The sequence below is a fragment of the Pseudaminobacter soli (ex Li et al. 2025) genome (assembly GCF_003012705.1).
Taxonomy (GTDB): Bacteria; Pseudomonadota; Alphaproteobacteria; order Rhizobiales; family Rhizobiaceae; genus Pseudaminobacter; species Pseudaminobacter soli.
On sequence record NZ_PXYL01000019.1, the window covers coordinates 1 to 13685 of the forward strand.

The window sequence follows — 13685 nt, forward strand, 5'->3', positions numbered from 1 at the left end:
GAATAGTCAACTGGTCGCGGGGGAGGATTTGAGCCTCCAGCTTATAAGGCCGGCGGGCTACCGGATTGCTCTACCCTGACAAACTTGATTTCCGAACCCTCGCGGTAGGCCGCTTGTGTACGGGCCCCGACCGGATCGCTCGTCGTTTCGTTGCGCGACCGTCTGTCTGTGGATCTTCGAGCGTCGCCCCACCGAGATGGCGGAAGAACTCATTGCGACGGCACCCCGGACCGCCGCCACAGATCGTCGGTCGAGGCGAATGGCTCGTTGGCGCGGTCCGCGACGATCCGGGCGGCGTCCGCGGTCGAGAGCCCCTTCACCATCCGCATACCAAGGCGGACCGCCGAGCCGGCTCTCGCTCCCATCCCCATTCACCAGCGCCGAAGAACTTCTGGCCTATGCTGTTGATGACTATTTCAATAGGGCCGGTCGAGCTAATCAACTCGACGAGCGATCTCACGAAACCCTCCGTTTGGCGGCACTGCAAGCGAAACACGGTGCCGTGGATCAACGTCGTTTCGACCATGAGATTGCTAGGCCGTATAGTTGGCGCTGTCGCCTGCGGTCACGTCGTAAGTCGCTCCGCTCACCATCTGTGCTTCGTCGGATGCCAGAAATACGACGACCGGTGCGATCGCTTCGGGCTCGATCCAAGGTATGCAGAGCGGCGATTTTGCGCTGAGCTTGGCCTGGGCCTCTGCTTCGAGCACGGCGGTTGTTTCCTTGGAATAGAAATTATCGGCAGCCTGGGCGTAGCGCTGGCGATGCCGAGTCAACGGCGTATCGACAAGGCCAGGGATCACGGCGTTGACGGTAATCTGGTACTGGCCGAGCTCAAGCGCGGCCGATTTCATCAGGCCGATAATGCCCCATTTGGACGCGGAATAGGCAGCGCCATATTTGGTGCCATGCCTGCCTTGGGTCGACGACGTAACGATGATGCGTCCGCCGCCGTTTTTGACCAAATATGGTGCAACGGCACGAATGGCATTGCAGGTGCCAGTCAGATTGACGTCGATGGTGTCCTGCCAGTCAGCGTCCTCCCAGTCCAGGATCGGCTTGAAGGCTTGAACGCCGGCATTGGCGACAAGAATATCGAGCCGACCAAAAGTAGCAAACGCCCTATCCACTGCGGCGCGGAGAGCCGGGAGATCGCGCTGGTCAAGGCGCGCTTCCAGCCATCGCGTCCCTGCTGTTTCGACCAGTCGGCCAGTCTCGACCAAATCCTCCGGAGTGGCGGGCAGGACCTCGAGCGTTGAACTCACCGGTCCAGCGATGTCGATGCCCATGACATCTGCACCCTCTCGGGCAAAAGCGGCCGCCGTGGCGCGCCCTATCCCGCGCGCGGCGCCGGTAACGATCGCAGCCTTGCCCTGGAGACGGCCCTTAGACGCTGATGTCGGTGCCATGCGATTACTCCTGAAAGGCCTCCCCAATGGAAAGTGCCACAAACGATATGGCGCTCCGTCGCCAAGGGTCCAGCCATTCAAACAGGGCAGAACTGGCCCGGAAGAGGCGCCAGCCGTTGACGATCTGCGTGAAGCCGATAGCCGCCGAAAGATCGCTCTTTCCGCCGCCGGGCGGCCCAAGCACTAGGATGTTTACCTCAAGGTCCTACCGCGGTACGGCCCAGCTGGTAGCTTACCTTCTGGCTTTTGGCCCAGACAACGCTGCCTGCATACTAGACAGCGGCGCAAGCAATGTCGCTGTCAGCGCTACCACTTTGTTTCGGGCATCTTCGTCATCGCTGGCGGACTGGCAGATCGCTTTGGCCTCGTGAAATTGACCAATATCGGTCTTGGCCTCAGTGTCCTCGGCGGCGCCGGGTCCCAAAGTGTAGATCAGGTCGGAGCGTGAGGGATCAGTTAGAATTGGCTCTGGGCAAGCAACGGTTTGCTGATCAAGATCTGCTTCGAGACGGAAGATGTATCTTGGACAAATCTTATGGAACAGATGGCAAAGCGCGTGGCGTGAGGTAACGGCGTAGGGATTTGCTCAGAAGGTCTCTGGCCACCCAAACCCGTTATTTGCCGCGGTAATTGCAGTCGTCGCTCTGGGACCAGGTATCACCAGCCCAAGCAGGCATGGGGGCTTGTCCTTGGCGTGGCGACAGGGATCTTGGTGGGCGAGATTATACAGTTCATCCCCAACCCGATTGCGGCGATGGGAAGCGGCGTGTTCATTTCAATGTTAATCGCTTCTTCATTCGGACTGGGCCCCGTCGTGCCCATTCAGGCCGGTGTTTCTGTCCTGCTAGTCCTCACTCTCGGCGCCGAGACTGCAGGTTATACACGTATGGTCGACGTCACGATTGGCGCGGAGCGGAATGGGGCTCCCTCTTGAACCCGAGGAGACAAGGCGTGACGAGATTCCGCTTTTTCGCCTGCTTGCCCAAGGATCATGCCGGTGCCGTTTGAGACCGCCGGTCCTCGACGCCCCGTCCTACCGTTCCTCAAGGCCCAACACCATCGCAAAGCCGATTTCCTTCATAGGTGCTATGGGCCGTGTTATGTCGCGGCAAGGACTGACACCAAAGGCGGCCGCAGCATGGCGGAAATACAGATGTTTGCTGCAGCCAAAAAGCTGAAGCAATGATATAAGTGAGCGGTATCCGTCAATGCTTGCGACGACTGAGGATACTTGGTCCCAGGTTCGCCTGCGATTGGCAATCTTCCTCGGCCCTCCACAGCGTACCGGATTTTACGTGTGCAACCTTTTGGCTTTGCGCGTGGCAGTGCGCGATCTGGCAGCCACGAGGTGAGTGATTTTTGGTCCATCGCCAATCTGGAATCGGAGCACTGCTTCCTCCTGCACCTGGTCCGCTTTGGTCACGCGCTCATGTTGTCGCAGATGGTCCGCCCAGGAATCCGAGAAAAACGTTTCAATGAAACGGCTGTTGTCGCCGGGGTCCTCGAAAACCTGCCAGGCGTAAGCGCCGTCGCGGTAACGCTCGCGCCCGGCCTTTTCGATCGCCTCGAGAAAGGCCTCGCGGTTCTTAGGGTCAATCCGGTAGGCGATGATGACCATAACCGGGCCGCGCGCCGGATTGATATCGCTGGCCATCGCCGGCGACGGCCAGCTCATGGCTGGCGTGAGGTCGATGCCTTTTCCAGTCTGCAAGCGCCACCGCCTCAGCAGCGGAACCGAGAGGCCGCCGCCCACCGCCGCGACCAAGAGCGCAGGCGCGACACCGAGGCGCGAGCCAACCTCGCCCCAGATGGCGCTCCCCAGGCTAAGGGCGCCTGCCATGACGGTGATGTAGACTGCCAACCCACGTCCCCGGACCCATTCGGGAAGTGCCGTCTGAGCCGAGACGTTCAAGCTCGACACCGTGGTGATCCAGGTGGCGCCTGCGACTACGCTCGCGGAGATGGCGAGCGCTGGCGAAGATGCGAGCCCGAATAGGGCCGTGGCCGCCGCGCTGCCTAGTGCGCCACCATGTGCCAGCCCGTCGACCCCGAGCCATTCTTTGAGCCGAGGGAGTAAAACCGCAGTGGCTACCGCCGACAACCCGATCCCGCCCAACAACGCTCCGTAGAGGGTCGGCCCGCCACCAACCTGCTGGCGCGCCACGAGCGGCAGCAACGCCCAGTAGGCGCTGGCGAAGACGAAAAAGCCAGCAGCGCGGATCAGGGTAGCGATCAAGTGGCGGTTGTAGCGCGCATGCCGAAGCCCGATGATCATCGCACTTGTAAAATGTTCGGGCGGAAGTCGTGAGGCGGCCCGAGTGGGCTCGGGCCACCAGGCGAGAGCGCCGATGACCGCGAAATTGCTGACCGCATTCAGCAAGAACGGGGCCGGAACACCCAGTGCACCCAGAAGCGCACCTCCCAATGCAGGGCCAACCGCGCGACTGACGTTGACGCTCACGCTGTTGGCGGCGACGGCCATCGGAAGCTCTGGCCTGGGGACGAGCAGCGAGACAATGGCCTCCCATGCCGGAGCGGTGAGCGCCTCCCCGGTCGCCACCAAGAAGGCAAAAAAGAGCAAGTTCCAGGAGGTGACTAGATGAAACCAGATTACAGCAGCAAATGCCGAGGCGCTCAGTGAAATGGCTATCTCGCCAACGATGAGGTACTTGCGCTTGTCGATGATGTCTACAAGAGCGCCTCCTGGGATGGCGAGTAGAAACACTGGCAAAGTCGACGCGACCTGAACCAGCGAGACCATCAATGGCGCTGTCGCGAGGCTCGTCATCAGCCAACCGCAGGCCGCAGAATACATCCAGGTGCCGATATTCGCGATGAGGGTTGCCAGCCAGATCACTGCAAAGGGCTTGTGACGGAACGGCGACAATACGGAGACGGGCGGCTTGACCGCATTATCCCCGGATTGCCCTCGCCCGCTCGGCGGCATGATCGATCCTCTGTCCGCGGCAGGCGCATACGTCATGCAGGGTGCCTACCTTGTCATAATTAGAGCATGACCCGGCTCGAGCGAATCGACACCAGACGTTCCACCCTCTCTTTGAGCATACTGTTCTCGCGCTCGAAGGCTTCGAGCGCATCAAAATTGGAAGTGCGGCGTCTACCTCGTCGGCGAAATGTCATCCGTCGAGCTTCGACCCAATCGCGCCGCAGCCCGTCGTTCCGACTGTTCCTGCCGTAACGCAGCGTCACCACGTTTCAGCCCGTCCTTCGGGCGTGCGGCGCGAAAGCGTGACGTTGACGAGCGATTGGCATTCATCGGATGCCCTGAAAACAGTTCAAGCCGATTACCAATTGAATTGGGCCCACCAATAGGCGCGCTACGCGGTTTCGGGCTTGCCCGCAACTACATGACCGAGTTCGAGGCTTTCATCACGCGCGTCTATATGGCCCTGCCGAAAGGAAGGTGACAGCCGCAAGAGATGCCCGCCAACAGATTTGGAAAGGCGGGCAGAGAGATCGCTTATGAATACCGACACTCCGGACCGTTGTTGCGAAACGGGCCGAAAGTTGAATGTCCAAACCTTGACGCGACCGGTGCCTATGGCGCGGACCACTCGGTGGGCTCGGCACAATTTCGCGATATCAGCGGAAGTCATCGCTGCAAGGAGCTGACTCGCCACACCGTATTTCCGACATCGTCGGAAACGATCAATGCACCGGTCCGGTCGAGCGCCACGCCGACCGGCCGCCCGTGAACCGTCTTGTGATCGGCGGCGAGGAAGTTGGTGACGACCGGAATCGGATTGCCGTATGGCTTGTTGTTGACGAAGGGCACGAAAATCACCTGATAGCCGTTCAGGGGATCGCGGTCCCAACTGCCGTGCTCACCGACGAAGGCGCCGTTGGCGAATTGCGCCGATAAGGTTTCGCCCTGACTAAACACGACGCCGAGCGCCGCAACGTGTGAGCTCAGGGCATAGTCTGGCGTGATAGCCTTGGCGATCATGTCGGGCCGCTGCGGGTGGACGTGCACGTCGACGTGCTGGCCCCAATAGCTGTAGGGCCAGCCATAGAAGCCTCCTTCCTTGATCGACGTCAGATAGTCAGGAACCAAGTCCGGACCGATCTCGTCCCGCTCATTTACCACAGCGAATAGCTGGCCGGTGCCGGGCTGGATTGCGAGGTTGGTGGGATTTCGCGTGCCGCTGGCGAAAATGCGCTGAGCCCCCGTCGCCCGGTCGACCTCATAGATCGCCGCTCGTCCTTCCTCTACGTCAAACCCGTTCTCGGTGATATTGCTGTTGGAGCCGACTCCGACATAGAGCTTCGAACCGTCTGGGCTGGCGACCATCGACTTGGTCCAGTGATGGTTAATCGGGCCTGCCGGCAGGTCGGCCAGTTTGACCCCCGGCGCCGTGATCTTCGTTTCGCCCAGTGCGAATGGAAAAGCGAGGATCCCGTCGGTATTGGCGACGTAGAGCGTGCCCGCCACCCAGGCGACGCCGTAGGGTGAATTAAGCTTATCGATGAGCACTGACCTCGATATCGGCACGCCGTCGCCGCTTGCGTCGCGCAGCAAGGTAATGCGGTTGCCGCCCTCGTCGCCGGCTCCGGCCCGTGCCTTGATCGGTCCTTGGATGTAATCCTTTGGTCGATAGGGTTTGCTTCCAGGACTGTTGCTCTCGACCACCAGGATGTCGCCGTTGGGCAGTGGATAGACGATGCGCGGATGCATGAGGCCCGTCGCCATCGCCTGGATGCGCAGCCCCGCCGGGACCGTCGGCGTCTCACCGGGCTTCCATCCGACCGCTAGTGGCACGCTCATCGGCGGCACCAGATATTGATGGGGTTCGGGCAGCACGGGATCGGGTCCGTACTGCTGCATTGGGTCGCCGCCCTTGTCACTGCAAGCGGCAACCGCGGCGACGGCCAAAAGCCCTGAACTCGCGCGAACCAGAATCGCAGTCATTTGCGTTCTCCTTTCGCGGCCGCCCGGACGCCCGTCACGGTCCAACCGCGAAACCCTGCTATCACGAGCAGGACGGCAACGATTGCCGACAGGGTGATTCCGGTCGGGACGACCGTTGTCCACCCGTCTCGCGTGTGGACCAGCTCGTTGAAGATTGACAGGATGGCGGCGACGCTGAGCAGCGCGAAGTCGAGCCACCTGATTTTCCCTGCCCGTCCAACGAATATGTCGATCAGAAGAAAGATCGCGGCGACCAGCGCAAGCACCAGGCCACCGAGGATCAGCCAGGTCGAGAAGTTCGACCACTGGATCAGCGAATTGCTGAAATACATGTAGTCGGTGAACAGGGCGGCTATCAACAAGGCTCCGCCAAGCCCGACGAAGAATGGATGAAGCAGCTTCCCCTGGCCCGCAATGGTTTCTGTTGCCATATTGTCCTCCGGTTCCTTCGTTGGCTCTGCTCGGCGGTCAACCTCGCCGCTCGAGGTGCGCTCGCGTTGGCGCAGAAACTAATCCGCGCGGGCATCGCGTATGAACGGCTTGCCGAATCCTTGACGGGATGTGCCTTAACCCGGAAAATTCCAACCTTTGCGTAGCCCCCAAAATAGGAAGCTCCAACTTTCGGCGATCCAAGGAATGAAGCAGGACTAGGAACCATCGAGGGGCTAATTGGCCCTCAATAGAGATCCTTGTTTCACCAAGACTGAGGAGCTTGACATCGATGTCTCTTGGCCGCACAGGCCTATGGAGCGATTGTTGGAGGCGTTGCCAAGTCGAAGCGGAGCGCACCCCCACTCACCCGGACAGAAAACGATTGCCGACGGCAATTGTTCCGCATCCAGTCCGCTGCCGATACCGTCACCGACAAATGGAACCCTGCGTGGGAACATCGCTGCCGATCTCGACGACCTGAAGCCCAACATCGCCGAGCACAGGCATGATCGCGGCGTCAGACGGACGGAGAGCCATGCTGATCGGCTCGAATGGGAGGCGGGGCTCGCGATCAACTACGCGACGATCTAGCCAGGCAGAACTTGCAGTGTACGATGCGTTCATGGCGCGCGTTGAGGTCGAGGAGGCCAGGAGCGCCTAAACGCCTCGAGGTTCGATCCGAAACGGACAGGTCGTCTGCCGACCACCGGAGGAACTTCGACCAAGGCTGCCGTGCGGCCCCAGCAACTGTACTGATGCAGTTCGTCGATTTGTCCCTCGCGCTCACTTTGCCTCTGGACTTTCCAACCTGATCACCTATTCGCCCCGTTTGACCCGCACCCACTCCCGCTTGAGGATCGCTTGCGAGGCCTGGATGATGCCGCGGCTGATGACGTCAATGCGTTCTTCGATGTCCCCGTCTGGCGAGGGCGACCGAAGCTGGTTGACCGCCTCGCTCATCAAACCTCTGAGCTGCTGATGATCCCGCTCCAGCGGGTTGAGCATAAGCTCGATCTTGGACACTGTCCGCAGTAGGTTCTCCACGCGTCTGAACAACTCGGGATCCCGGGCGATGACGGTGCCAGTCGGCTCTTCCACGGTATGGCGTATGGCCGCCGTGGTGAGAAGCTGCGAGCTGAGGCTCGCCACGAGGTCACACATCGTCTCGATCCACTTCTGGCGATTGACCGACAGCACGTTCGCCTTGAATTCGATCTTGGCAATCCTTGTGTTGACGAGCGCGCCGGCGATCGACGCGATCATCGCGTTGCTGGCTAAGACCAAGGTGATCCATTGTGGGTTGATGTCCATGATCGTTGTCCGACGACAGAGGCTTTGCTGGTTCCTTCAGCCCAGAGTTCGAGCATAGGGCTGCGGTCGATGAGGTCAGCCAATCGGCCCGTCAGCCTCTATGCCGGCTCATGCGCCGCCTCCGCCAACAGCGGTTCCGCCTTGAATCGGGAGGGCGCCTTGATGCGGAACCAGGCCACGTACAGCGCCGGCAGGAACAGGAGGGTTAGCAGCGTGCCCATGATGATGCCGCCCATCATGGCGTAGGCCATGGGGCCCCAGAACACTTCGTGTGAGATCGGGATCAGCGCCAGGCTCGCCGCCGCTGCCGTCAGCAGGATCGGCCGGGTCCGGTGCATGGTGGCCTCGACCACGGCCTCCCATGGTGCCCAGCCATCTCCCCGCAGGTCCTCGATCTGCACGACCAGGATCACCGAGTTGCGAATCAGAATACCGACCAGCGCCAGCACGCCCAGGATGGCCACAAAGCCCAGGGGAGCGCCGCTGGGCAGCATCGCCGCCACCACGCCGATCAGCCCGAGCGGAGCCACCGCCACCACCAGGAACAACCGCGAGAAGCTCTGGAGCTGAACCATAAGGATCGTCGCCATGATGAACAGCATGAGCGGGAGAACCGCCGCGATCGGCCCCTGGGACTTGCGGCTCTCCTCGACGGGTCCGCCCACCGCCACCCCATAGCCGGCCGGGAGCCCACGGACGAAATCCTGCACCTTGGGTTCGAGCTGCTGGACGATCGTCGCCGGCTGGGTTGCATCGATGATGCTGCCCCTGATCGTGATCGTCGGCAACCGGCTGCGGCGCCAGATCACCGGCTGTTCGAGCTCGTAATGGAAAGTCGCGACGGCAGCAAGCGGCACTGACTGGCCGTTCTTGCCCGGCAGTTGCAGGTTCTGGAGCGTCTCGATGGACTGCCGCTCGGCGGCGCGCGCCCGATCCACCACGTCGACCAGGTAGATCGCGTCGCGCACCTGGGTGATGCTCGTGCCGCCCACAATGCCGTTGAGGGCTCCGGCGATATCCTGCGAGGTCACGCCGAGCTGGCGGGCCTTGTCCTGAAGCACGTCCACCTTCACCACCCGGGCGGGCTCGTTCCAGTTGAAGCCGATATCGCTGACCAGGGGATGCTCGCCCACGAGAGCCGCAAGCTTCTGCGCCAGCTCCCTAACCTTCTGGATGTCGGGCCCGCTGAGCCGATACTGCACCGGGCGCCCGGCCGGCGGCCCCAGCGCCAGCAGGTCCACGTACACATCCAAGCCGGCAAATTCCTGCCTGGCCAGAGCTTTGATTTTGGCCCTAAGGCGCTCGCGGGCCTCGATGCTCTTCGTCACGACGACGATCTGGCCATAGTTGGGATTCATCGGTTGAGGGTCGAAGGAGAGGATGAACCGCACGGCGCTCTGGCCGACATAGGACGACCAGTGATCGATGTCAGGGTCGCCTGCGAGCCTGGCTTCGAAGCGGTCCATCTGCGCCTTTGTGTCGGCGATCGAAGCGTTCTGCGGCAAGGTGAAGTCGACCAGGAGCTCGTTGCGGTCCGAGGACGGAAAGAACTGCCGCTCGACGAATTGCATAGCGTAAAGCGAAACGCCGAACATCCCAACCGTCACGCCGATGGTCAGCCAGCGCCATCGCATGGCGCCGACAAGGACCCGCGAGAACATTGTCCTGAGGCGGCTTGATTTGTTGTGATGCTTCTTCATTGTCTTCGGGAGCAGCGCCATGCCGAGCAGCGGCGCGAACAGCACCGCGACAATCCATGACAGCAATAGCGAGACCGCGATCACCACGAACAGCGTAAAGGTGTACTCGCCCGCGTTGCTGCTGTTGAGGCCGACGGGGATGAAGCTTGCCACGGTGACCAGCGTTCCGGTGAGCATCGGGAACGCGGTGGAGGTGTAGACGGCGGTGGCAGCTTTGCGCAGCGTGTCGCCTGCCTCCAGCCGCGCCACCATCATCTCGACGGCGATCATCGCGTCGTCGACCAGAAGACCAAGCGCGATGATGAGAGCGCCGAGCGAGATTCGCTGCAGCGAAATGCCGAAATACTGCATCACCACGAAGGTCATGGCGAGTACGAGCGGGATCGACAGTGCTACCACGAAGCCGGCCCGCATGCCGAGGCAAATGAAACTGACGACCAGCACGATCGCCACGGCCTCGAACAGAGCCTTGGTGAAGCCGCCTACCGCCTCCTCGACCACGATGGGCTGATCGGCCACGAGGTGCACGCCGACGCCGACGGGCAGTTCGTCGATGATCTTGTCCATCTGCTCCTTCAGGGCCTTGCCAAACTCCAGCAGATTCGCGCCGGTCTTCATTCCAATGGCAAGCCCGATGGCGGGCTGGCCGTTGACCCGGAACAGCGCCTGCGGCGGGTCGACATAGCCGCGGCGTATGGTGGCGATGTCGCTGAGGCGGAAGAAGCGGTCGTTGATGCGCAGGTCGATGCCGCGCAGGCTCTCCTCCGACGTGAATTGCCCCGTCACCCGGATACTGATGCGTTCGGGGCCGGCCTGGATGACGCCGGAGGGCGTGATGGCGTTCTGGGCCTGGAGCGTCTTCATCACATCCTGCTCGCTGATGCCGAGGGCGGCGATCTCGCGCGTCGAGAACTCCAGGAAGATCACTTCGTCCTGGGCGCCAATCAGGTTGACCTTGCCGACGTTGGGCACCGTGAGCACCTTGGCCCGCACATCCTCGACATAGTCGCGCAACTGCCGTTGCGTCAGACCGTCCGCGGTGAACGCGTAGACATTGCCGAACACGTCGCCAAAGTCGTCATTGAAGAAGGGTCCCACGACACCCTGGGGAAGCTCCCGTTTGATGTCGTTGACCATGTTCCTGACCTTCACCCAGACACCCGGCACGTCGCGGCTTTTGATCGTGTCCTTCAGGTTGACATAGATAACGGTCTGGCCCGGGGTGGTCTGGCTGCGGACGTAGTCAAGCGAGTCGAGCTCCTCGAGTTTCTTCTCGATCCGGTCGGTGACTTGGCGGGCGGTATCCTCGACGGTGGCGCCGGGCCACTGGGCGGTGATCACCATCGTCTTGATCGTGAACGACGGGTCCTCCTCGCGCCCGAGGGTTATGTAGGCGAGGATGCCGCCGAGCGCGAACGCGATCATGAAGTACCAGACTAGGGAACTATGCTCGAGCGCCCAGTCGGACAGGTTGAAGCGGCTTTTCATAAGAAGCTCCCATCTGGAATCTTGACTGTCTGGCCCGGGGTCAGGCTGTGCACGCCAGCGGTGACCACGCGCGTGCCGGATGTAACCCCGTCCAGGACCCGCACGGCGGACCCGTCCCGTGCGGCAATCGTCACGTCCCGGGTCGACACCGTCCTGGTCACCGGGTCGACGACCCACACCATCGTCTTGCCGCCCCGCTCCAGCAGGGCCGAGACCGGCAGATCAAAGCCCGGGGCGGCCTGCGTCGTGACCCTTGCGGTGATCGTCGTCCCGAGACGGAAACTCTCTGGCGGATTGGCCAAGGTGCCCCTCACCCGCAGGGTGCGGGTGGTGGGATCCGCCTGCGGGGCGATCTCCCGCACCGATCCGGAGGCCTGCACCGAGGGATCCACTTGCAGGAAAATGTCCAAGCGGTTTCCCAGCCTGAGGTCCCGTCCGATGCTGTCGGGCAGATCGACCACCGCCTCGCGGATGTCAGGGCGGGCCACCGTCACGACCGTCTGTCCCGGCTGGACCACCTGCCCGAGATCTGCGGCGGTGGCGGTGACCACGCCGTCGAATTCGGCGCGCAGCTCGGTGTAGTCGAGCTGCTCTTCGGCCGTATCGAGCTTTGCCTTGGCGCGGGTGACGCCCGCGTCAGCGGTCTCGCGGGCCTGCTGGGCGGCGTCGAACTCGGCCTGGGTGGTAATGTTCTGCTGGAGCAGCGTGCGCTGGCGGGTTTCGGTCGCGGCGGCATTCTCCAGGCGGGCTGTGGCGCTTGCCAAGTCGGCCTGCGCGGAGCGCACCGCAAGCTGGTAGGAGACCGGATCGAGCGTGGCCAGGCGCTGCCCCTTCTTGACGAGGTCGCCCACGTTGACGTCACGGCTGACGATGCGCCCGAGGACCCTGAAGCCAAGGTCGGACTGGTACTGCGGCTCGACGGTTCCGGCGAAGCCCACGGTCCGCACAATCTGAGGGGTCACCGCGACGAAGAGAACGGGTCGGGGTGCTGGCGCCGCGGCGTGCTGCTGTTCCTGGCAGGCGAGCAGGCCGACCGCGCTCAGGAGTGCCAGGGATGTCGGGATCGGTTTCATAGGGCCGCTCCTTCGGCGATTGCAACAGCCTGCTGGGGCCGCAAGAACTGCGCCCCGCCGGTCACGACGAGCTCGCCGGGCCGGAGCCCCTCCCGCACGACGACCTTTCCCATGTCGTAGCCTTCGATGCTGATCGGCTTGAGCGACACCGTCCTGGTCTGGGGATCGACGGTCCACACCGCCGGGTGCCCGTTTTTGCTGGTAAGGGCGCTCCACGGGACCAACACGAGCTTGCGGGGCTGCAACCGGCCCTCGCCGACCACAGCGGCGCCGAGCGTCATCGCCGCGGGCGGATGTTCGATGCCAACCTTGACCCTGACGGTGCCGCTGGACGGGTCGACCGTGGGAGAGATCTCACGCAGGGTGCCCCTTGCTTTCACGGCCGGATCAGAGACCAGCGTCAGCTCGATGGCGGGGTTGGCGGGTACGTGGGTTAAGATCGACTCGTAGACGTTGAACACTGCGTCGCGCGGTCCGTCCCGGGCGATCGAGAAGATGGTCTGTGCCCCCTCCACGACTTGGCCCACCTCCGCCTGGCGGGCCGTGATGACGCCGGAAACACCGGCCCGCACGACCGTGTCGGAGAGATGGTCGCGGGCTGTACCGAGCTGGGCCTTCGCGGCGTCGAGCGAGGCCTGGGCCGTACGGAAGGCTTCCTGAGCCTGATCGTGCTGCCGCTGGGTCGTAAAGCCCCGGGCGAGCAGCGCCTTCTGGCGCTTGTAGGCGGATGTGTTTTGACGGAGCACGGCGTCGGCAGCCTGGACGTCTGCGTTGGCGGCGGTCAGCGTGGCCTGTTGCTGCTGCGGGTCGAGTCTGGCCAGCACCTGGTCGGCCGTCACATGGTCGCCGACATCGACCAGGCGATCGCTGATGCGCCCAGCCACCCGGAAGGACAGATCGCTCTCGACCTGCGCGCGGATCTCTCCCGTGAGGCGCACCGCCGGCGCATAATCGGTCATGGTGACTGTCCCGACCTGCACGACGGTCGGGAAGCTCTGTGGCTGGCTCGTCTGTCGCTGGCAGCCTGCCACCCCTAGGGCGATCACGGCCATCAAGGCTGCTGGGGCAAAATGGTGGGTGTGTGCGAGGGAACAGGATATCATCGATCGACTCGGCTGCTTACATTGCAAGGTTGCGAGAACGCTGGTGATGAGGAGGCACGCGAACTCAGATCCCACGTCGTGGTGCGACCGGACGCCGCCGGCGCCGCCTTGCGTGACGACGCGCCCACTCCGATCACGCAAGGGTCCTTCTTCAGACGCCCTCGGAAGGTCGCGTAAGCACACAGGAACTGATCGAATGCCAATTACATCAGAGCCTCCCATCCGAACGGCCGCATTGC

Annotated in this window: 9 protein-coding genes and 1 pseudogene; 1 reads left to right on the forward strand and 9 read right to left on the reverse strand. The window is 62.5% G+C overall.

Translation table 11 applies throughout. The features are described from left to right. Positions 1 to 218 precede the first annotated feature (218 nt). Both C7I85_RS32355 and C7I85_RS24750 read right to left on the reverse strand, forming a co-directional pair. Positions 219 to 344 (reverse strand): annotated as a pseudogene (locus tag C7I85_RS32355) (type II secretion system protein GspK); the annotation flags it as partial. Positions 345 to 533: 189 nt separating this feature from the next. After that, positions 534 to 1409 carry an SDR family NAD(P)-dependent oxidoreductase gene (locus C7I85_RS24750; protein WP_106726682.1) on the reverse strand — a complete coding sequence of 292 codons (876 nt, stop codon included), beginning with the start codon at positions 1407 to 1409 and terminating at the stop codon, positions 534 to 536. A 616-nt stretch (positions 1410 to 2025) separates the two neighbouring features. On the opposite strand from C7I85_RS24750, the gene C7I85_RS32360 reads away from it, so the two are divergent. After that, positions 2026 to 2343, forward strand: a complete 318-nt coding sequence (locus C7I85_RS32360; protein WP_428832900.1) for an FUSC family protein — start codon at positions 2026 to 2028, stop codon at positions 2341 to 2343. 357 nt (positions 2344 to 2700) lie between these two features. Here the strand turns inward: C7I85_RS32360 and C7I85_RS24765 are convergent, their stop codons facing one another. From C7I85_RS24765 to C7I85_RS24795, 7 genes are all read right to left on the reverse strand, one after another. Next, positions 2701 to 4392, reverse strand: coding sequence for an MFS transporter (locus C7I85_RS24765; protein WP_210203079.1), 1692 nt, complete (start codon positions 4390 to 4392; stop codon positions 2701 to 2703). A gap of 630 nt (positions 4393 to 5022) precedes the next feature. Then, entirely contained in the window at positions 5023 to 6339 is a 1317-nt protein-coding gene (locus C7I85_RS24770) for a PQQ-dependent sugar dehydrogenase (protein WP_106726685.1), read from the reverse strand. Further along, positions 6336 to 6770, reverse strand: coding sequence for a DUF2231 domain-containing protein (locus C7I85_RS24775; RefSeq protein WP_106726686.1), 435 nt, complete (start codon positions 6768 to 6770; stop codon positions 6336 to 6338). The genes C7I85_RS24770 and C7I85_RS24775 overlap by 4 nt, the downstream gene beginning before the upstream one ends. Positions 6771 to 7587: 817 nt before the next feature. After that, the gene (locus C7I85_RS24780) at positions 7588 to 8082 is read right to left on the reverse strand and encodes a hypothetical protein (RefSeq protein ID WP_106726687.1); all 495 of its coding nucleotides are present in this window, start codon (positions 8080 to 8082) and stop codon (positions 7588 to 7590) included. A gap of 98 nt (positions 8083 to 8180) precedes the next feature. Beyond that, complete coding sequence (locus C7I85_RS24785; protein WP_106726688.1) at positions 8181 to 11270, reverse strand: efflux RND transporter permease subunit; 3090 nt, start codon at positions 11268 to 11270, stop codon at positions 8181 to 8183. Next, a complete protein-coding gene (locus C7I85_RS24790; protein ID WP_106726689.1) occupies positions 11267 to 12343 on the reverse strand; it encodes an efflux RND transporter periplasmic adaptor subunit in 1077 nt (358 codons plus the stop codon). The genes C7I85_RS24785 and C7I85_RS24790 overlap by 4 nt, the downstream gene beginning before the upstream one ends. Continuing rightward, a complete protein-coding gene (locus tag C7I85_RS24795; protein WP_106726770.1) occupies positions 12340 to 13446 on the reverse strand; it encodes an efflux RND transporter periplasmic adaptor subunit in 1107 nt (368 codons plus the stop codon). The genes C7I85_RS24790 and C7I85_RS24795 overlap by 4 nt, the downstream gene beginning before the upstream one ends. Positions 13447 to 13685: the final 239 nt, after the last annotated feature.

Bases quoted from the DNA above. Each gene is read 5' to 3' on its own strand.
- C7I85_RS24770 (WP_106726685.1), bottom strand. From the start codon at position 6,339: ATGACTGCGATTCTGGTTCGCGCGAGTTCAGGGCTTTTGGCCGTCGCC.
- C7I85_RS24795 (WP_106726770.1), bottom strand. From the start codon at position 13,446: ATGATATCCTGTTCCCTCGCACACACCCACCATTTTGCCCCAGCAGCC.
- C7I85_RS24785 (WP_106726688.1), bottom strand. From the start codon at position 11,270: ATGAAAAGCCGCTTCAACCTGTCCGACTGGGCGCTCGAGCATAGTTCC.
- C7I85_RS24765 (WP_210203079.1), bottom strand. From the start codon at position 4,392: ATGACGTATGCGCCTGCCGCGGACAGAGGATCGATCATGCCGCCGAGC.
- C7I85_RS24790 (WP_106726689.1), bottom strand. From the start codon at position 12,343: ATGAAACCGATCCCGACATCCCTGGCACTCCTGAGCGCGGTCGGCCTG.
- C7I85_RS24780 (WP_106726687.1), bottom strand. From the start codon at position 8,082: ATGGACATCAACCCACAATGGATCACCTTGGTCTTAGCCAGCAACGCG.
- C7I85_RS24750 (WP_106726682.1), bottom strand. From the start codon at position 1,409: ATGGCACCGACATCAGCGTCTAAGGGCCGTCTCCAGGGCAAGGCTGCG.
- C7I85_RS24775 (WP_106726686.1), bottom strand. From the start codon at position 6,770: ATGGCAACAGAAACCATTGCGGGCCAGGGGAAGCTGCTTCATCCATTC.